This window comes from Bacillus sp. JNUCC-21, assembly GCF_041222765.1.
Classification (GTDB): domain Bacteria; phylum Bacillota; class Bacilli; order Bacillales; family Bacillaceae; genus Bacillus; species Bacillus velezensis.
Genome location: NZ_CP166019.1, coordinates 760,092 through 780,202 on the forward strand (window position 1 = coordinate 760,092; position 20,111 = coordinate 780,202).

At 47.2% G+C, this 20,111-nt stretch carries 17 protein-coding genes; 6 read left to right on the forward strand and 11 right to left on the reverse strand.

Annotation, left to right across the window (positions count from 1 at the left end; translation table 11 throughout):
* Positions 1-35: 35 nt before the first annotated feature.
* Complete coding sequence (locus JNUCC21_RS03920) at positions 36-1,973, reverse strand: LTA synthase family protein (protein ID WP_369878576.1); 1,938 nt, start codon at positions 1,971-1,973, stop codon at positions 36-38.
* 245 nt (positions 1,974-2,218) lie between these two features.
* On the opposite strand from JNUCC21_RS03920, the gene JNUCC21_RS03925 reads away from it, so the two are divergent.
* A complete protein-coding gene (locus JNUCC21_RS03925) occupies positions 2,219-2,596 on the forward strand; it encodes a DUF1992 domain-containing protein (protein ID WP_007610033.1) in 378 nt (125 codons plus the stop codon).
* A gap of 9 nt (positions 2,597-2,605) precedes the next feature.
* Here the strand turns inward: JNUCC21_RS03925 and JNUCC21_RS03930 are convergent, their stop codons facing one another.
* The 3 genes from JNUCC21_RS03930 to JNUCC21_RS03940 are packed head-to-tail and all read right to left on the reverse strand — an operon-like array spanning position 2,606 to position 3,570.
* Complete coding sequence (locus tag JNUCC21_RS03930) at positions 2,606-3,037, reverse strand: Hsp20/alpha crystallin family protein (RefSeq protein WP_003155596.1); 432 nt, start codon at positions 3,035-3,037, stop codon at positions 2,606-2,608.
* Positions 3,038-3,052: 15 nt separating this feature from the next.
* Positions 3,053-3,295 carry a spore germination protein gene (locus JNUCC21_RS03935; RefSeq protein ID WP_003155595.1) on the reverse strand — a complete coding sequence of 81 codons (243 nt, stop codon included), beginning with the start codon at positions 3,293-3,295 and terminating at the stop codon, positions 3,053-3,055.
* A gap of 14 nt (positions 3,296-3,309) precedes the next feature.
* On the reverse strand, positions 3,310-3,570 hold the full coding sequence (locus JNUCC21_RS03940) for a spore germination protein (RefSeq protein WP_007408496.1): 261 nt from the start codon (positions 3,568-3,570) through the stop codon (positions 3,310-3,312).
* A gap of 270 nt (positions 3,571-3,840) precedes the next feature.
* Between JNUCC21_RS03940 and treP the strand changes: the two genes are divergently transcribed.
* The 4 genes from treP to JNUCC21_RS03960 all read left to right on the forward strand — a co-directional run bounded on the left by treP (position 3,841) and on the right by JNUCC21_RS03960 (position 8,553).
* A complete protein-coding gene (gene treP / locus JNUCC21_RS03945) occupies positions 3,841-5,256 on the forward strand; it encodes a PTS system trehalose-specific EIIBC component (RefSeq protein WP_369878577.1) in 1,416 nt (471 codons plus the stop codon).
* 75 nt (positions 5,257-5,331) lie between these two features.
* Positions 5,332-7,017 (forward strand): alpha,alpha-phosphotrehalase, encoded by a 1,686-nt coding sequence (gene treC / locus JNUCC21_RS03950; RefSeq protein WP_369878578.1) that lies wholly within the window; start codon positions 5,332-5,334, stop codon positions 7,015-7,017.
* A 21-nt stretch (positions 7,018-7,038) separates the two neighbouring features.
* Positions 7,039-7,755, forward strand: a complete 717-nt coding sequence (gene treR / locus JNUCC21_RS03955; RefSeq protein WP_015239391.1) for a trehalose operon repressor — start codon at positions 7,039-7,041, stop codon at positions 7,753-7,755.
* A gap of 132 nt (positions 7,756-7,887) precedes the next feature.
* Positions 7,888-8,553, forward strand: a complete 666-nt coding sequence (locus JNUCC21_RS03960; RefSeq protein ID WP_003155588.1) for an NAD(P)H-dependent oxidoreductase — start codon at positions 7,888-7,890, stop codon at positions 8,551-8,553.
* Positions 8,554-8,588: 35 nt separating this feature from the next.
* Here JNUCC21_RS03960 and JNUCC21_RS03965 read toward each other — a convergent pair whose 3' ends face one another.
* The 3 genes from JNUCC21_RS03965 to JNUCC21_RS03975 form a co-directional block, all read right to left on the reverse strand.
* A complete protein-coding gene (locus JNUCC21_RS03965) occupies positions 8,589-9,350 on the reverse strand; it encodes a YibE/F family protein (protein ID WP_072588900.1) in 762 nt (253 codons plus the stop codon).
* The gene (locus tag JNUCC21_RS03970; RefSeq protein WP_085341821.1) at positions 9,347-10,486 is read right to left on the reverse strand and encodes a YibE/F family protein; all 1,140 of its coding nucleotides are present in this window, start codon (positions 10,484-10,486) and stop codon (positions 9,347-9,349) included. Before JNUCC21_RS03970 ends, JNUCC21_RS03965 begins: the two co-directional genes overlap by 4 nt.
* Before the next feature lie 209 nt (positions 10,487-10,695).
* On the reverse strand, positions 10,696-14,988 hold the full coding sequence (locus tag JNUCC21_RS03975) for a multifunctional 2',3'-cyclic-nucleotide 2'-phosphodiesterase/3'-nucleotidase/5'-nucleotidase (protein ID WP_150941070.1): 4,293 nt from the start codon (positions 14,986-14,988) through the stop codon (positions 10,696-10,698).
* A 220-nt stretch (positions 14,989-15,208) separates the two neighbouring features.
* Here JNUCC21_RS03975 and JNUCC21_RS03980 point away from each other — a divergent pair, with 220 nt between their 5' ends.
* Complete coding sequence (locus JNUCC21_RS03980) at positions 15,209-15,724, forward strand: type 1 glutamine amidotransferase domain-containing protein (RefSeq protein ID WP_150941071.1); 516 nt, start codon at positions 15,209-15,211, stop codon at positions 15,722-15,724.
* Positions 15,725-15,744: 20 nt separating this feature from the next.
* Here the strand turns inward: JNUCC21_RS03980 and JNUCC21_RS03985 are convergent, their stop codons facing one another.
* The 4 genes from JNUCC21_RS03985 to JNUCC21_RS04000 form a co-directional block, all read right to left on the reverse strand.
* Positions 15,745-16,776 carry a LacI family DNA-binding transcriptional regulator gene (locus JNUCC21_RS03985; protein ID WP_150941072.1) on the reverse strand — a complete coding sequence of 344 codons (1,032 nt, stop codon included), beginning with the start codon at positions 16,774-16,776 and terminating at the stop codon, positions 15,745-15,747.
* A 135-nt stretch (positions 16,777-16,911) separates the two neighbouring features.
* Positions 16,912-17,796 (reverse strand): shikimate dehydrogenase, encoded by an 885-nt coding sequence (locus JNUCC21_RS03990; protein WP_007408504.1) that lies wholly within the window; start codon positions 17,794-17,796, stop codon positions 16,912-16,914.
* 65 nt (positions 17,797-17,861) lie between these two features.
* Positions 17,862-18,623, reverse strand: coding sequence for a type I 3-dehydroquinate dehydratase (gene aroD / locus JNUCC21_RS03995; protein ID WP_071181635.1), 762 nt, complete (start codon positions 18,621-18,623; stop codon positions 17,862-17,864).
* Positions 18,624-18,649: 26 nt separating this feature from the next.
* On the reverse strand, positions 18,650-19,843 hold the full coding sequence (locus JNUCC21_RS04000) for an MFS transporter (RefSeq protein WP_007408506.1): 1,194 nt from the start codon (positions 19,841-19,843) through the stop codon (positions 18,650-18,652).
* Between the last annotated feature and the right edge of the window lie 268 nt (positions 19,844-20,111).

A 20,111-nucleotide genomic window follows, 5' to 3' on the forward strand; every position in this document is an offset into this window, starting at 1 on the left:
AAAAAGCCAGATCATTGATATGATCTGGCTTTTGTTTATTCTTTTTGATCATCTGCTGAGGAATCTTCACGCTTCGTATAATCGAATTGTGAAGGGTCCACTTTCTTAAAGCCTTTCGGCTGATAGAAACGAAGCAGATCGCCGTTGATGATCTTATCAGACATTTCAAGCTCAGTCTTGACGAGAGAGTCTTCTTTTTTGTCGACTTCTGAATCATCTAAAAGTCTTCCGGTTTTCGTATCGTAATACTTGCCGGACACTTTCGTATAGTTCGGTGAGATGAAGTCTCCGTTACGGAACGGAATGACTTCTCTGTGCTCTTTCGATAAGATATCTGAACCTGACATGAGATAATCTTTCGTATCGACGCCGAGCAGATGAAGAACGGTCGGCGCGACATCGACTTCACCGGCAAATTTGTGATTGCGGCCGCCTTTCACGCCGGGAGCGTGGATAAAGAGCGGCACCCGCTGAAGCTGGGCATTGTCGTATTCAGTGATCTCATCTTTGCCGAGCACTTTCGCCATCGCTTTATTATGGTTTTCGGAGATGCCGTAGTGGTCTCCGTACATCACGATAATCGACTTATCGTACAGGCCGTCTTTTTTCAGGTCATGAAAGAACTGTTCAATTGATTCATCCAAATAGTTCGCGGACTGGAAGTAGTTATTGACGACTGAATCGCCAAAGTCTCCCGCCGGGAAGTCCGTGTCTTCTTTATCCATTCCGAACGGGAAGTGGTTTGACAGCGTAATGAACTTCGTATAGAACGGCTGCGGCAGGCTCTTTAAGAGCGGCATGGATTCTTTGAAATACGGTTTGTCTTTCATGCCGTAGTTTTTCGTGTTTTCTTCGCTCATGTCATAATAAGCGGAATCGAAAAACTTATCGATGCCTTCCGCTTTGTACATTTCGTTACGGTTCCAGAAAGTCTGCGTATTTCCGTGGAAAGCGGCAGACGTGTACTTTTTGCCTTTTAAGATCGCAGGAACGGACTGCAGCGTGTTTTGCGCTTTATTGACGAAAACCGAACCTTGCGAAAGCGGGTACAGAGAGTTCTCCATCATAAATTCCGCATCAGATGTTTTACCTTGTCCCGTTTGGTGGAAAAAGTTATCAAAGTAGAATGTTTGATTATCGTGCGCCAGCTTATTTAAAAACGGCGTCACTTCCTTGCCGTTAATTTTATAGTCAATGATAAAGGATTGCAGAGACTCTAATGAGACGTAGATGACGTTTTTTCCTTCGGCTTTTCCGAAGTAGACGTTATTCGGCACGTCATAGTTGGCCTTCATATAGTTTTCCACATCCGTTACATCGCTTGAATCGGCAAGCGCGCGCTGGCTGTTTGATTTCACATTCTGCACGGCATCGTAAATCGTAAAGTTGTACGTGCCCAAGTATTTCACCAGATAGTTTCGGTCAAATGAGCGTGTCAAAAGCTCAGGACGGTCGGATTCCGCGACGGCGAGGTTGATCAGGAACATAAGCACGGCGGAAGCCAAAACGATTCTGAATGATTTCTTCGCCGGTTTTTCAGCCGATTTTCTCATCTTAAGGGCCAAAATAATCAAAATGACGGTATCCAGGAAGTAGAAGGCGTCTGTCCATCTCATTAACGAGAACGCGCTGTCTCCGAGCTGGCCGCCGTTTGTCTTTGCCTGCATCATGACCGGGATGGTAATGAAATCATTAAAGAATCTATAATAGACGATGTTTGCAAAAAGCAAAAAAGACAATAAAAAATGAATCACAATAATGGCTGTCTGCTGTAATTTTTTCTTGAAAAGAAGCCCAAATCCAAGAAAGAACAAGCTGGAGCTCAGCGGATTCACAAAAAGCAATATTTTCTGGATCGTGTTGTCTATGCCGAGGTTAAAGTTTAAAATATAAGCGACATATGTTTTCACCCACAATAACACGACCGCTATCAAGAAGAAGGCAAGTCCTCTTTCTTTTATAAATGTTTTCATTGTTACACTCCTTTTTTCCGATCACGGTTTAAACGGAACGATAGAAAAAACGAACGTAATCAATATACCATGAAACCAGCAAATAGAAAAGGTGGAAAAGGCTCATCGGAAAAAGGGCGAAAAACGCTGTCGCAACGGCGGTTAATCTGTTGAATGACAGCTTTAAAACATATAAATGGAACAAACTGGGATTTGTGTTTCCGTATGATCATACCCGGTTCTATTGAAAAAAGAGGTGAACAGTGATGGATATTGCCCATATCGTGGCTGAAGATAAAATCAAGCGCGCCATTAAGGACGGAGAGTTCGCCGGCATCAAAGGAATGGGAAAGCCCCTGCCGAAAGACGATGCCGCACATCTTCCGGAGTCGCTCAGAATGGGCTACCGCATATTAAAAAACGCCGGGATCGCCGAGGATGAGGGCGCGCTGAAGAAAGAGCTGATGACGCTCGATTATTTGATCGCCAAGTGCCGCAATGAACAGGAGCGGGATCACTTGCGGAACAAACGGACGGAAAAACAAGTCAGACTCGACAAACTGACGGAGGAGAAAGCCATGTTCTCAAAACCCGCATCTTCTCATTATAAGGAGAAAGTGTACAGACGGCTGGGCCGCCCGTAAGCCGGCTCTTTAGATTTTTTTCTGAAAAGGAATGTGCTCCATAAGGCGCGGGTAGGAAATGTGGAGCAGGCCGTTTACGCACTGCGCCTGTAACAGGTGGGGCTCAGCCGGTTCAGGAAGCTCAATCGTCTCATCGATTTCCCCGTAATACCGGTTTTGGCAGACGCCCATGTTCTTTGGAAAAAGGGGTGTGATGTTTCCTCTGATATGCAGCCGTGTTCTTGACAGCAGCCTCAATGTCAATTCTTCTTCGTAAACGCCGGGCATTTCCACAATGACGAATGTGTGCTGTTCATCCTGATAAATATCATAAGTCAGGGTGTTTTTTTGTAAGGAGAAAAAATCTTCGGGAGATTTCCGTTTCAGGACATTGGTCCAAAAGTCGCTGGGCTTGTGCTCGTTCGTAATCTCAAGCCACTTTCTCATTTTTTCGATATCCACTTCGGCAGAACCTCCCTATATTTGATTTGCGATCGGCATTGACGGGTTGGCGATCTGATCCTGATCGCTCACGTCAGGGTCAAGATGGCCCGAATTCAAACATCCGGCGGCCGGCGAAAAATCCCCTAAAGAAAAGTTCGCGCCGACAAATTTGCTGTTGGCGGTGTGGCTGTTTTGTACGGTCTGACCGATATCAACGTTTCCGTTTTGCGTTGCTCCGTTTACTTTTATATTGACGACGTTAATTTGGTAAGGCATTCATAAAAACCCCTTTAATCTATAATGGGCGGCACCGGCGTAATATTTGCGGTATCTGCGGTTCCGATGGCTGTCTGGTCGTTGACATCAGGATCATTTAACAAGTTCTCCATCATCGATTCTATAGGTGACGTATCGCCGAATGAAGAGTTCAGTCCTTGTGATTTGTTATTTGTGGTGGGACTGTTGTATGCCGCTTCCCCAATCGTAATAGATCCGTTGCCAGAAATACTGTTAATCTTCAAATAGTACAGGTTGATAACAGTGGATGGCATCTCTTCACACCTCTTTAACTTAGTTGTACAGTACTGTATGCTTTTTGTGCTCCTGTTGTGAATTCCGCCCGGACATGTTCCCGATAAAACAAGAAGTCAAGGCCCGGTTCCGGCGGGGCTTTTTTTGTTTCAGGGTCTTTCGCAGTATATTTGTGATGAAAGCGCTATAAAAATAGATTGACGACATGTATATACATCATTACAATAGAGTCATAAACATGTATATACAAGTTTGTAAGACAAAATGAAAACGGTTACGGAGGGGTTGGCATGGGTGAGTTTAACCGGGCTGCGCGGCAGATCGCTGAAGCTGTCGGCGGAATCGAAAATATTGAGGCGGCGACTCATTGTGTGACGCGTTTGCGGTTTGCATTAATAGATGAAACCAAAGTAAACCAAAAAATGCTTGATGCAATAGACATTGTCAAAGGATCTTTTGCGGTAAACGGGCAGTTTCAAGTCGTGATCGGGCAGGGGACGGTCAACAAAGTATATGCGGAATTAGTGAAGGAAACGGGGATGGGTGAAGCGTCCAAGGATGACGTGAAGAAGGCGGCAGCGCAAAAAATGAATCCTTTACAGCGTGCTGTGAAAACGCTTGCGGACATCTTTATTCCGATCTTGCCGGCGATCGTCACGGCCGGGCTTTTAATGGGTCTGAACAACATCTTAACGGCGGAAGGCATTTTCTACAGCGAAAAATCGATTGTCCAAGTGTATCCGCAATGGGCGGATCTCGCCAATATGATTAATCTGATCGCGGGGACGGCCTTCGCTTTTCTGCCGGCTTTAATCGGCTGGTCAGCAGTGAAGCGGTTCGGAGGAAGCCCGCTCTTGGGTATCGTGCTCGGGCTGATGCTGGTGCATCCTGATCTGTTAAACGCATGGGGCTACGGGGCCGCCGAGCAGAGCGGCGATATTCCGGTGTGGAACCTGTTCGGCCTTGAGGTGCAGAAAGTCGGGTATCAAGGTCAGGTGCTCCCAATTCTGCTGGCGTCTTATTTACTTGCCAGGCTTGAGCTCTTTTTGACGAAACGGACGCCGGAGGGCATTCAGCTGTTGGTCGTCGCGCCGGTGACGCTTTTGGTCATCGGTTTTCTATCCTTTGTCATCATCGGTCCGATCACCTTTGCGATCGGTAACGCGCTGACGGCGGGATTGATTGCCGTTTTCGGCCAATTCTCCGCCATCGGAGGCCTGCTGTACGGAGGGCTGTATTCGGCGCTTGTGATCACGGGGATGCACCATACGTTTCTCGCGGTCGATCTTCAATTAATCGGATCAAAGCTCGGCGGCACATTTTTATGGCCGATGCTCGCATTGTCAAATATCGCTCAAGGGTCGGCAGCTTTGGCCATGATGTTGATTACAAAAGATAAAAAACAGCGGGGGCTTTCACTGACGGCCGGCATTTCCGCATATTTGGGCATTACCGAACCGGCGATTTTCGGCGTGAATCTGCGTTACAAATTTCCGTTTGTGATCGCCATGATCAGCTCGGGAATCGCGGGGATGTTCATCTCCGTCAAAGGCGTTCTCGCAAGCTCGGTCGGAGTCGGCGGCGTGCCGGGGATCTTCTCCATTATGAGCCGGTACTGGGGTCCGTTTGCGATCGGAATGCTGATCGTGCTGATTCTCCCGTTTGCGGGAACATACGGGTATGCGCGGCTGAAACGGCAAAAATAAAAAACCTGCGGGGCGCCTTCTATCAGGCTGTCCCTTTTCCCTTTCAATACAAAACATTACAGGCGGTGAAGAAAAATGAAAACAGACAGCACACCATGGTGGAAAAAGGCAGCGGTATATCAAATTTATCCGAAGAGCTTTAATGATACGACGGGAAACGGGATCGGTGATCTGAACGGTATTATCGAGAAGCTTGATTATTTGCAGAAGCTTTTGATTGATGTCATTTGGCTTACGCCGATTTACGATTCGCCGCAGAATGACAACGGTTATGACATTCGCGATTACTGCACCATTTATGAAGAATACGGAACGATGGAGGATTTTGAACGCCTCCTCGATGAAGCGCACAAAAGAGGAATCAAGGTCGTCATGGATCTTGTCGTAAACCATACATCAGTCGAGCATCAATGGTTCAAAAAAGCGGTCTCGTCACCCGACAGTCCGTATCGGGATTTTTACATTTGGAAAGACGGAAAGGAAGACGGCCGGGCGCCGAACAACTGGGATTCAAAATTCGGCGGTTCCGCTTGGGAGCTCGACCAGGCGTCAGGCAAGCACTATCTGCATTTATTTGATGTGTCGCAGGCCGATTTGAACTGGGAAAATGAAGAGATGAGAAAACAGGTTTACGACATGATGCATTTTTGGTTCCGGAAAGGGATCGACGGCTTCCGGCTGGATGTGATCAACCTCATTTCTAAAGACCAATCGTTTCCTGATGCCAAAGATGGGCGTGACGGGCGCCCTTATTATACGGACGGGCCGCGCGTGCACGAATTTCTCCATGAGATGAACAGGGAAGTGTTTTCGAAATATGACAGCATGACGGTCGGTGAAATGTCCTCGACAACGGCTGACCACTGCATCCGGTACACAAACCCTGAGAATAAAGAACTCGATATGACTTTTAACTTTCATCATTTAAAAGTGGATTATCCGAATGGTGAAAAATGGGCGCTCGCTCCGTTTGATTTTCTGAAGCTGAAACGGATTTTAGCGTTTTGGCAGACGGAGATGCAAAAAGGCGGAGGCTGGAACGCATTATTCTGGTGCAACCATGACCAGCCGCGGGCCGTATCCAGATACGGAGACGACGGCGTATACCGGACGAAATCAGCCAAAATGCTGGCGGCGGCCATTCATATGATGCAGGGCACGCCTTACATTTATCAAGGTGAAGAGATCGGCATGGGCAATCCGAAGTTCGATGACATCGGCTCATACCGCGATGTCGAATCATTGAACATTTACAAAAAGATGAAGGAAGAAGGCGTGCCCGAAAAAGACATTATCGCCATTTTAAAAGAGAAATCAAGAGACAATGCAAGAACCCCCATTCAGTGGAACAGCGGGCCGCACGGCGGTTTCACGACGGGAACGCCTTGGATTCCGGCGGCGGATGATTATCGGGACGTTAACGCGGAAGCGGCTTTGCGGGACCCGGATTCAATTTTCTATCATTATCAGAAGCTCATCAAGCTCAGAAAAGAATATGACATCGTGACGGAAGGAACGTTTGAGCTGCTTGCTGAAGACGATCCGGCGGTTCTGGCGTACGTCAGACACGGCAAGGATGAAAAACTGCTGTGCATCAACAACTTCTACGGGAAAGAAGCGGACTTTACGGTTCCGCTTAAAGACACGGACGGCTGGCGGTTTACGGTGCTGCTGACGAATGATGAACCGAGGGAAGGGCGGCCGGAACGATTGACGCTCCGTCCGTATGAATCGATCGTTTATCATCTGACAAAAGCGTGATACACTAATCTGGGTGGTCAAATGAAAGTGAATAAATACATCACAATCTATAAAGATATGGTGCGGCAGATCGAAAGCGGCCAGCGGAAGGCTGAAGACGTTCTTCCGTCTGAAAATGATTTGTGCGATCAATACGGCACATCACGAGAAACCGTCCGCAAAGCGCTCAATATGCTGGCGCAAAACGGCTACATCCAGAAAATCAAAGGCAAAGGCTCCGTCATATTAGACAGAGAAAAAATGCGTTTTCCCGTCTCAGGCCTGATCAGCTTCAAAGAGCTTTCGGAAACGCTCGGAAAAGAGACGAGAACGACGGTTCACCGTCTCGGGCTGATCCTGCCTCCCTCAGAAGCCGCAAAAGAGCTTGGTACAGAAGCGGATGAAAAGGTGTGGGAAGTCGTCAGATCAAGACGGATTGACGGAGAACATATTATTTTGGACAAGGATTACTTTGTGAAAAAACATGTGACTTTATTGACGAAGGCGATTTGCGAAGATTCGATCTATGAGTATCTCGAAGGAGAGCTCGGCTTGTCCATCAGCTACGCGCAAAAGGAAATTGTCGTGGAGCCGGCGGGGGAAGAGGACCGGAAGTATTTGGATCTCGGCGGATTCAGCCAAATGGCGGTCGTGAAAAACCGCGTCTTTTTGGAGGATACCAGCCTCTTTCAGTACACGGAAAGCCGGCACAGGCTCGATAAATTCCGTTTCGTCGACTTTGCGAGAAGAGAAAAATAAAAACGGACTGCCGCGGCAGCCCGTTTTTTTGTCAGTATCAAAATGAATACTATCCAACAAAAATGTGCGTACTGGTACTTTCAAAAATAATGGCTACAATAGTACATAACGATTGAAAAGGAGAGATCATGAATGTCAGATAAAAAACAGCAGATCATCGAAGCGTATCAATTCAGACACGCCACAAAGGAATTTGATCCTGAGAAAAAAATTTCAGAAAGCGATTTTGAATTCATTTTAGAAACGGGAAGATTATCCCCAAGCTCACTCGGTTTGGAGCCTTGGAAATTTGTCGTCGTTCAAAATCCGGAGCTTCGTGAAAAACTCCGCGAGTTCACCTGGGGCGCGCAAAAGCAGCTGCCGACCGCAAGCCATTTCGTACTTCTGCTTGCCCGGACGGCAAAGGATATCCGTTTTGACGCCGACTATGTCAAAAACCACTTGCGGGAAGTCAAAAAAATGCCGGAAGATATGTATGAAGGCTATATCAGCAAAACGGAAGACTTTCAGAAAAATGATTTCAATCTGCTAGAATCAGATCGCGCGCTGTTTGACTGGGCATCCAAACAGACTTACATCGCCCTCGGCAATATGATGACAGCCGCTGCGCAGATCGGAATCGACTCCTGCCCTGTAGAAGGCTTCAACTACAAAGAAATTCACCGGATTCTTGAAGAAGAAGGGCTTCTGGAAAACGGAAGTTTCGACATCTCTGTTATGGCCGCATTCGGCTACCGTGTCAGAGAACCGCGCCCGAAAACAAGATCTGCCTCAAAAGACGTTGTAAAGTGGGTATAAGATAAAAAAGGCTGCCGGGCGTGTCCCGGCAGCTTTTAACGTTTATTTGGTTTTGCTAAAAAACAGGCGGTGATCCAGGACGTAACGGGAATGATGATGCCGATCCCGATTCCGGCACAAAGAATGGTGACGGCTTCCGCACTGAATACTTTTGAGTTCACTATTTTTTCAGCTGAGTATGATAAGTCTTTAAACCAGATAATTAAAGCCAAATAGCTGCCGAAAAAAGCAAAGAATAACGTATTCGTATTCGTTCCTAAAATATCTCTCCCGATGTTTAATCCGAATGTGTACAGATCTTTTCTGCTCATGGACGGATTATGACTGTAAATTTCCCGCATGGGTGAAGTAATGGAAATCGCGACATCGGTAATCGCCCCTATCGTGCCCATGATGATCATGGCTGCGGTAACCTTCACAAAATCCACCCCGACAAACAGTGTGAATATGCCGATATCACCCAATTCTTCTTCACCGAATCCCTGAATCGAAGTATGTTTTGTTACAGACATAATAAAAAACAGCAGCAGTACAATCGTCAGCATTGCAGAAATAAAGGCGGTTACGGTTTTGACGTTTCCTCCATTAATATAAAAAAGAGTAATGCTGCAAATCACGGCGGAAGAGAGCAATGTTAAAACAATCGGATTGATATGCGGGTCTGTCATGAAAATGATGGTGAGAAAGAGAACACCGAAATTTAAGAATAACGCAATAAAAGATCTCGCTCCTTTTTTTCCGCCGATGATGACCATCAATAGAAATAAAATCGCCGCGAGAATTACGATGACATTCATGAGCTTGCCTTCTTTCGTTTAATAAAAAAGATAGAAGCATACAGACTGGCGGGTATGGCTAATACAATTCCGATCCCTCCGGCCAATGCTCTGGCTATTTCCAAGGAAATGTTCATAGAAAGAGTGAATCCTATCGGGGAATCATTTTTCAGATACAAAAGCATCATCGGAATAGAGCCGCTTATATAAGCAAAAAACAGAATATTGGTCATCGCCCCCATGATGTCTTTTCCGATCTCCATCCCTGAACGTCTGAGAGCTTGTAATGAGATACCGTTGTTTTCTTCATATAATCCGAAGACAGATGACGTCATGGTAATGGCTACATCCATGACCGCTCCCAGTGATCCGATAAATACCCCGGCCATAAACACCGTGTGATAAGGGCGGGTTAAATACTGCATTTCCTCATATCTGAGACCTTTCTCTCCGGTTGCCAGCATCACCAGATACGTAATCAGCAGGGAAACGAAAGTGCCTGCGAGCGTCGCGGCAATGGCGGCATATGTTTTCGCGTGAAAACCGCTGACAAGCAGCAATGAGATGACAGTAAAGATGAGAATACAGACACCGCAGATGAAAATTAACCCTATATTAGGATGCTTCCTGTACAAATCTAATGCAAACGACAGTAAAACGGCGTTAAACATCAGGCTGACGATCGAAAAGAAGCCTTGTTTTTTGCCGACGATAAGCAAGGTGAAAATGAAAACCCACGCGATCAGCAAAAGCTGTTTATCCCGTTTTTTATCTATAATGCTTCCCGATATATCCTTGTTTGATGGTTTCCCTTTATCAATAGAAACGAATACTTCATCGCCAATCGAATATTTTTGATCGTTCGCTCCGGATGATGAATACTGATTGGGCAAATGAATGAGCTGTCCTTTCTGACTGCCGTTTTCAAGTCTGGCAGTGATCGTCTGATTGAAAATCTTATCTTTGTTTTTATGCATGTCCTGTACGTCAGACTGATGTTCCAATGTTGTTTTCGTCACTTTGGCAATCGGCCGCTCATAAAAAGAAGCATTGTGAGTGACGAAAATGAACGAGCTGATAAAACAGAGCGCTGTTATCACGTAAAACAGCTTTTTCTTGTAAGACATGCGGTTTCGTTTGTGTCCTGTTATCTTCAAAAAAAGTCCTCCAAACAGGCGGCGCCGTATGAAAGAGAGGCCCTGCCGTGAAGTGTTAAACGATGCGGATGTATGTCTCTCGCGAATAACGTTCATATTTTATCACTCGGCCGTACGGCTGTCGACTAAGAGGGGGACCGAGAGAAAAAGCTCCCCTGAAATCAGATCAGGAGAGCTTTTGGATGAACCGCTCGATAAAAGCGGTCTTTTTATGCTTCGTTCACTTTTTTTGCTTTTCTTCTTTGATGCAGATACAGTGCCGTTCCGAGCGCGCTGATGAGTAACCCGGCAAGAAGGATGGAATACATCGTTGTGGCCGTATCAGGAAGCAGGCCGCCCGGCGATACTCCGTCCTGTGCAGGGCCGGATGACGGTTTTTGTCCGCTTGGCTGCTTTCCGGAGCCTTGGTCTCCGCTTGGCGGCGGCGCGCTCTTCGTGTTTGCGTTTAATATGGTGTATTCACTGAAATGATTTGTATAGCCCGTGACGAGATCGTGTGAAACCGAACCGTTGTCTATTTTTGTATAGACGTTCTTTTTCCGGTCTACATGGTAAATGCCCGGCTGTTTCGCCTTTTTCGTATTCTCAATGCGCAGGGTGAGCTTTACCGGCGCTTTGAATGTTTTGATGTCTTTGTTTTTCTGCTTCATTGTAAAGTCGTATACATTTGAAAGCGCCCCGCTTACTTTTCCTTTCGGCGTCACGCCGAATCGTGTATCAGCTGAAGCAGCGTTTGCCATCGGCATTTTCATGCTGAACTTGTCATGCAGGATCGTAAGGGAAGAATCCGATGTTCTGTCCTTTAACAGGCCGATTTGTTTTTTGGTCACGCTGAGATCAATCGGCTTTTTGGCGCCGTCATTCTTATCGTAATACACGATCGGCGTGTTGGCGTTTTTGGCATAGGCGGCAAATGCGCTGTCATCTTCAAGCGTCCACGAACCGTTTTTTTGTTTCGTCGGCAGGTACACTTCCTGCGCGCGGCCGTCAACTTTCGGTTCCACCGCTTTTCCCGCTTTTTCAAGCTGCTCGGTGAAGACCTCATAGTCGACAAAGCCAAGGTCTTCTTTATGGGACGCTTCGTTAAAGACGGAATATCCGTCTCCGCCTTCACCGACAAAGTTACTGGTGGCGACTCTGTATGTCTTTTTATCAGAAATCGGCTTTACGCTGCCGTCATCCTGTACGGCCGCAGCTTGAAGAACGCGGTGTCCCGGCTTTTTATTCAGTGTAAACGTGTATGTTAAACCGGCAACTTGAGGGAAGGCGCCGCCTTGAGCCTCAATTCCGCTTAACCCTTGTTCCAGGGCTTGTTTGATCTGTTTTCCGGTTAAATCCGCGACGTAAAGCGTGTTGCCGAACGGCATCACATTCAGCACATCGCCGAGTGTGATGTCTCCTTTATCAATGCCTGCGCGGATGCCGCCCCCGTTTGTGATCGCGATTTGGGCGCCGGCCGCTTCCTTCGCTTTTTGCAGCATGCCGTCCGCGATGAAGTTTCCGAGATTGGTTTCTTTGGAGCGGACATGCTCGCGCTGGCCGTCAAGTGCGACCTTTGTTGAGCCGACTTTTTCATTTTTGACGGAGACGAGCTCTTTTTTAAACGGATCAAGCTCTTTTTTCAGATCCGGGTCTTCTTTCGTCTGCTCGTTCACTGGCAGCGCCTGAAGAGAGGATTGTTCCGGCAGGACGATGCCGTTTTTGTCAAATGCGACATCGACACGGCCTAAATATTCGCCATATTCTTTTGCCTGGGCGACGATGGTCGGCTCTTCGTTTTTGACAACTTCCATTTTATCTACAAGCGTATGCGTATGTCCGCCGACGATCAAGTCGATGCCTTTTACCTTTTTGGCAAGATCGAGATCACGCTGATGCCCGATATGGGTCAGGGCGATAATTTTATTGACATGTTCCTTATTCTGTATTTCTTTTACCGTATCTTGTGCGGATTGGAAGGCATCATGAAAGACAATGCTTTTTCCCGGGCTTGATGTGACGGACGTATCTTCTGTCGTTAAGCCGAATACGGCGACTTTTTCTCCGTTTACATCAAGCAGAATGTATGGATAGATGCCTGCTTTTTTCTTTTTCCCTGCCGTAAATGTGTCTGCTTTTTTCATGAATGGTCTGAGTTTTGACTCTTTGGACACATCGACATTTGAGCTGACGAGCGGAAAGTCAGGCGCTTGAAAATTGTATTTTCCGGACGGGTCAGCCGCGCTCCCGTTACCGCTCAGGAAGCTGGCGAGAGCACCCGGGCCTTTATCAAACTCATGGTTTCCGAAGGTCATTGCGTCGTAGCCCATGCTGTTCATCAATTTTAAATCAGCCAGCCCCTGCCACTTTGTGAAATAGAGATCGCCTGAAAAAACGTCTCCCGCATCCAGTAAAATGCTGCGGTCGGTTTCGCTTCTGATTTCTTTGATTTTCGTCATCCGCCTCGCCGCGTTATCAAGGTGGGCGTGCGTGTCGTTTGTATGCATAACGGTGAGTTTCCATGCGTCATCTTTCGGCGGATCTGTGCCCGGTTCATCATCTTTGAATTGGAGCTTGTACTGTCCGTAGCCCGCGTTTTGTGATTCACCGATATAGGCGACGTCATCTGCGCGGTCGGCAAACGGCTTTGCGGCCAAGGAAGATTCAAATGTCATGTTTGTCCCTTTGACCGGAAGGATGGACCAGTTATGATCAGCCTGCGGATTAATCGTTTTCTGCTGGATGATGTAATCCATTAAGACCTGCCTGTTCTCATCGGCAGAAGAGTATACGATTTTATCATTGCTTAAGTGAGGGAATCCTCCGCCGCCTGAAGCGCGGTAATTATTTGTGACGATCAGAAATTCCTGCTTGGCGCTGACGGGCTTTCCTTGATAAGAAAGGTTGACGATCCGGCTTGCATCGGGATGAATGACTGTTCCGTTTTCGTTGTATTTCGCCGGTTTTGTGACATCGATCTGATAGGTGACACCGTCAATGACATCAAAATTGTATGAGCGGTAGGCGTCATTTAAAAGCGCTTGGCTGCCGCCTTTTGCCTGATCGATCTGATTAAATTGCCCCGCGGACATTTCGAGCCAGTCTTTCACTTCGCTTCCGTTCAGCTTGACGATCTGAACCGTGTTGTCATACAGGTACAAATCGCCGATGTTTTTGATGGCGAGGTCGCCAGCGGAAATGTTTGTATAGTAGTTTGAGCCGTTCCGCCCGCCGGCTTTAAATGGGGCGCCCGCCGAGAGGATAGGCAGATCTTTGTATTCCGTATCCTTCATCTTATTTTCGGCGTACCATCTTTGCGCATCCGTTACGATTTGAATGGACGGATCATCTTTGACTTGGGCGAAGAAACTGTTGATATCGGCTTTTGTCTGGCCGACGGGTTCTCTGATGTATTTCAATGTGCCTTCGTGCGCTTTTTTGACGGTATTGACGACGGTTTCGTTTTCCGACGTCACATTGCCGGCAATCGGCTCGATGCTGCCTTTTGCATCTTCCACATGCCACGCGCTGTCTGTTTTTTCAAGCCGGAGGTCGATGACGCCCGCATATTTGCCCCAGCTGCTTGACATGACAACGGGGATGCCGTTAATCGTGCCTTTATCGACGTCAAATTGATCAGCGCCTTTGTATTCGGCATCAGGGAAAAGCCCGTGCTGATGGCCGGATACGATCGCATCAATTCCGCTGACTTTCGTTGCCAGGTCAAAAACGGCGTTTTCCGCTCCGGAAGACTGCGCTTTTTTTTCGATGCCGCTGTGGGCGAGGGCGATGACGATATCGGCTCCTTCAGCTTTCATTTTCGGAACGGTTTTCTTTGCGGATTCCACAATGTCTTCGACCTGAACGCGGCCTTCGAGATTTTTCTTATCCCACGTCATGATTTGGGGAGGAACAAAGCCGATGTAGCCGACTTTTATCTGATGCTTGCCGCCGTTTTCATCCGTGACGGTTTTGTCTTTTATGACATAAGGCGTATAACGGTTTTCGCCGCTTAATGTTTTCACATTGGCGTTAACGATCGGATAATCAGCGCCTTTGATTGTCCCGTCCAGAAATTCAAGCCCGTAATTAAATTCATGATTGCCGAGTGTTCCTGCGTCATAATGCAGACTGTTCATCACTTCAATGATCGGATGGGTCTTTGCGCCTGAAATAATATCATTTTTCTCATATTTTACGGCGTATTCTCCGAGGGGATTCCCCTGAATCAGGTCTCCGTTATCGACAAGCAGCGTATTCGGGTTTTCGCGCCTGTGCTTCTCAATAAGCTGAGCCGTTCGGGCCAGCCCGAATTCCGTTGTCGGTTTGTCGCTGTAGTAATCGTAGTCCATCATGTTAGCGTGAACGTCAGTTGTGGCTAAAATGCTGAGATTCACACTGGAGGATTTGTTTTCTTCTGCTTTAATGGGTGATGTTGGGAGGATTAGACTAAGTATCATAACTAGGGGCAGCAGAATACGGAGTGTCATATTGACGCTGCATCGTCTTTTCTGTATTCTCACCTGTTCTCCACCTTTCAACAAATTTTGTCATGCAGTACCATTGTAAGAATATTTTGTGAAAGTTCATATAGATTTCATGATGATTCTTGTAAAAAGATGAAAAATGAGGATAATGACCTATGTAAAACGGATGAGCGGCAAACGCGTTACCTATGTTTGATGTTAGTGTGGCTGGGGTACATGGATTTATGTAGACTTCATCAAGCAGGAGGTAGTAACTATGGGTAAAAAAATTGCAGTTGTATTAACGGATTATTTTGAGGATGTCGAGTATACTGAACCTGCGAAAGCTTTTAAAGATGCAGGTCATGAATTAACCGTAATTGAACAGGAAAAAGGAAAAACAGTCAAAGGCAAACAAGGGGAAGCGGAAGTGAAAGTAGACGCGTCCATCGATGAAGTGAATCCGAAAGACTTTGACGCATTGCTGATCCCGGGCGGATTCTCGCCTGATATGCTGCGTGCGGATGATCGTTTCGTCCAATTTGCCAAAGCGTTTATGGATGACAAAAAACCGGTGTTCGCCATTTGCCACGGACCTCAGCTTCTCATTAACGCGAAAGCATTGGACGGGCGCAAAGCGACAGGGTTTACATCAATCCGAATCGACATGGAAAACGCGGGCGCGAATGTTGTGGATGAAGAAGTCGTCGTCTGCCAGAACCAGCTGGTCACAAGCCGCACACCGGATGACATACCGGCATTCAACCGCGAATCATTAAAACTGCTTGCGTAATATAAAAGCGGAGCGCCGTATCAGGCGTTCCGCTTTTTTTGTGAAGATTCCCGGATGACCAGCTCAGGCGCCAGAATAATGCGTTGTTTTTTGTGCTGGGAACTGGTGATTTTATGATGCAGCAATTGAGCCGCTTCTTTTCCCGACTGCCGCGGAAAGGAAGAAACGGTTGTAAGCGGGGGATAAGAAATTTCAGCTTCCGGCACGTTATCAAAGCCGACAATGTCAATATCTTCGCCCGGAATGAGCCCGGCTTTTCTGATCCCTTGCATGACGCCGAACGCGACCAAATCACTGAAGCAGAAAATCGCGGTCGGGCGCTCAGACCGGCGGAGGAGCTCCGTCACGGCTTCACAGCCTGCTTCGCGGGTCGGCGCGCTGTCAATGACATAGTCATTTTTTACTTCCAGATCCGCTTCACGGAGCGCTTTTTTAAACCCTTTCATGCGCTTCGTCCATGTTGACGAGTGCTTCACGCCGCCCAGAAACGCAATCTCCTGATGGCCTTTCTCAATGAAATGACGCACTGCCTTATAGGTGCCTTCCTCATAATCGGCTCCGACAAAATCACAGTCGGCCTCGGCAATCTCCCTGACGGCGAGCACGACCGGAATGTCAAGCTGCTCAAGGCGGGAAAGGGTTTCCTCAGCCGTACCTGAAACCGGACACAAAATCAATCCGCCGACCCTGTGCTCCAGCATGGTCGAGATCAGCTGCTCCTGCTTGGCGACGGAATCAAATGTCGTGCCTAACAGCACCGTTAATCCGACTTCCTCAAGCGTATTCTGAACGCCGATCAGAAACTCTGAGAAAAACGTATTGGAAATGTCAGTAATAATCAATCCGACCGTTGTGGACGTCTGTGATCGCAAATTCGCGGCGACCCGATCATATACGTACCCCAGCTCCCGCATGGATTGCAGCACTTTCTCACGGGTCGCTTCGGAAATTCGCGGATTATTGCGGACGATTAATGAAGCGGTGGATGTTGAGACGCCGGCATGTTCAGCGACCTGCTGCAATGTCACCCGGCGTTTTTTTTGCTGTTTCATACGTCGCATTCCTCACTTGGTTTTTATTCGTTACATCCATTATAAGCGTTTTGGCGCATGAGAAGAAAGAGAGAGGGGAGAAAATGACAAAGCGCCGGAAGACGGATTGTCCTTCGGCGCTTCTGTCACAATAGGTTATTCAAACATTTGCTCTTTAATATACTGAACAGGCATTTCACGGCCTGTCCAATATTCAAACGCCATGGCGCCCTGCCAAAGCATCATGCCGAGGCCGTTAATGGTGTTGCAGCCGGCCGCTTGAGCTTGTTCAAGCAATTTCGACGTAACGGGGTTGTAAACGACGTCTGTCACAATCAAATCCGGACGGAGCATGGATGTATCTTCAATGACGCTCAAGCCTTCAAGCGGTTTCATGCCGACACCCGTTCCGTTCGTGAAAATATCGCTTGAAGCGATTTCAGCACGCAGCGCATCTTGATCTTCGAGCGGGAAGACTTTCGCTTTGCAAGAAGATCCCTTCATTTCTTCATTGATGATGCGGACGTTTTCTTCCGCTTTTTCGAAAAACGCGTCATTGCGGGCGAAAATAGAGATTTCTCCGAGGCCTTCCAATGCGGATTGAATCGCTATCGGAGTGGCGGCCCCGCCGGAACCGACCAGCGTCATTTTTTTGCCTGTGATATCGATGCCGTGTTCTTTTAAGTTGCGGACGTATCCCATACCGTCAGTGGAGTGTCCGATCAGTCTGCCGTTTTCATTAACGACTGTATTTACCGCGCCGGTGAATTTCGCTGAATCCGCGAGTTCATCGAGGTAAGGGAGAATGTTCATCTTGTTCGGCATCGAGACATTGAAGCCTCTGACGTTTAAGGCGCGCATTCCCGTTACCACATCTTCCAGCTGTTCATTGCCGACTTCAAACGCGAGGTAAGCGTAGTTCAATCCTAATTTTTTAAACGCCAGGTTGTGCATCGCCGGGGATAAAGAGTGTCCGATCGGTGTCGCGAATAATCCGATAAGCTGAGTTTTTCCGTTAATCCGTCCTAAATCTTTCTTCATGATGTATTCCTCCGTTAGTCCATTCATTTGTTTTTCATCCCGCTTTGAGGGCAGAAAAACGCTGATTACATATGATTATTTAAAATGCTGAGTACGCTGCGCAATTCTTCAACGGGAATCTGTCCGGGCGCTGATGCTTCTTTGCCCGCTCCGAACGTGCACGCTGAGCCGAAGACTTCGCCGGCCAGGCGGCTGATCAGACCTGTTCCCGCCATTGACATCGTGATGATCGGCCGGTCTGCGTATTGTGTTTTCATCGTATGAGTGGCATCCAATAAGACGAAAACATCTTCAGTGCTTTGCGGCATCACCGCGATTTTCGGAATGTGCGCGCCGTACGCCTGCATGTTCCGCAGCCGGGAAATGATTTCTTCTTTTTTCGGTGTCTGATGAAAATCATGATTGGACATGACGACATATACGCCGTTGTCTTCAGCGGTTTTCACAATTGATTTGACTTCCGCTTCTCCCGTAAACAACTCAACGTCTGCAAGGTCAGTGTGTTTTGTTTCGATGGCGGTTTTAAGCAATTCAATGTAAAAGCAGTCATCAATAACTTTATTTCCGCCTTCTTTATGAGTTCTGAATGTGAAAAGCAGCGGTGTTGCGCCTGCGGCTTTCCGCAGCTTTTCAAGCATGCCTTTTACGGCATCCAGGCTGTCAACGTGCTCGTACACATCCGCCCGCCACTCAATGATATCCGGGCGAAGCCTGTTGACGGCTTCAATTTCTTCGAGCAGTTCTTTCTCTCCGGCCGCCATCAGCGGCACAATGATCTTCGGAAGCCCTTCGCCGATGACCGTGTTTCTGATCGTGATAGATTGCATGATAAATCCTCTCCCTTAAAAAATAGTCAGGCTTTCATCACTTGCTTAAAGCGGATTCCGATAAACAATGCGAGAAGGGCGCTGACGGCCGCAATTCCGATATCAAGCAGAAAAACAGGCGTCAGGCCGGCCGCTTTGGATATCGCTCCCGTTACAAGCGGAATGACAATAAAAGATAAGCTTGATGCTATATTAACAAAAGATGTGATTGTACCTTTATTTTTAGGGAATAAAACAGCCATAACCGTCATCGCCAATTGCAGAATGCCCGCAGTTGAAAGTCCGATGACAAAGGAGCTGATGACTGATACGGCCGGCTGATGAATGAAAATCAGAGCAAGCAGCGCGATTGCCGCGATCACAGGGTACAGCACCATTACCGTAATCGGCTGAATCACTCTGTTTAACAGCACGGCCAGCAATAATACGGACACAAGCGCACCGATGCTGTAATAGCTCAGCAATTTGACAGCCTGCACCTCAGGCATGCCCAAAACGGTTTGCCCGAACTTAGGAAGCCATACTTGAACGAGCATAAACAGCGCCGTAGATGAAAAGCCTAACAGAATGATCGCAAGGCCTTCACGCCATATCGACGGCTGTGATGTGAACGCGTCATCAGACGGAGAGGCTTCCGTCCGGCCGCCGTCTTCTTTTTGCTTATGATTCGGAAACGGAACTTTTAACAGGAAAAAGCCGTTCAGGAAGAAAATAATACCCGGTACGAAAAACGTCCAGCCGTAAAACAAATGCCTGTCCGCAATAAACGCGATGAAAAACGGAAGCACCGTCGCGCCGATGGATACAAACGCTTTGATTAACACGGTTGCAGAGCTTGCGTTTTTCGGAAATCCTTCAATAAGCGCCGGATATGTCCCGGAATCCAAAAAGGAATTGGCGATCCCGGCGAAAATGGCGAAGATAAACGCGGCCGTATAGTTTGTCGAAAGCGGAATTCCGATTAGGAAAATCAGATACAGAAAGGCGCCCGACACGATAAACGGCCGTCTCCCGAATGTATCCGAAAGCTTCCCGGCAAACAGAAGTGAAATCAGCTTCCCGATCCCGATGGCGGAGACCAAATAGCTGACCCCGGCTGCGGATGTATGAAGCTGTTTTGATAATGCCTCCATATTGGATGCGATAATAATATTGATCATGCCCAGCAGGAAATAATTAATATAAAGACCCGCTGCCATTTTGGTGTATATGTTTTTCATGATGACATCCCCTAATGCGGTTAATAAAGAATTAAATTAATTTTTAAATTAACAAAAGCACAGAACCATTCCCCTTTATTGAACCACTGCCTTTCTTTGAAAACTGGTTTGATAAAACGGTTGCAGATACAAACTTGTATAACGCTGATATCACAACGAGTATATCGTTCTACTAAATAAAAAAAGATAAGCGGCCCGCTCATTTAGTATATCGTTCTACCAAGTTCACAGTTACTATACTCCTTCTTTTTATATGTGTCAAACCGAT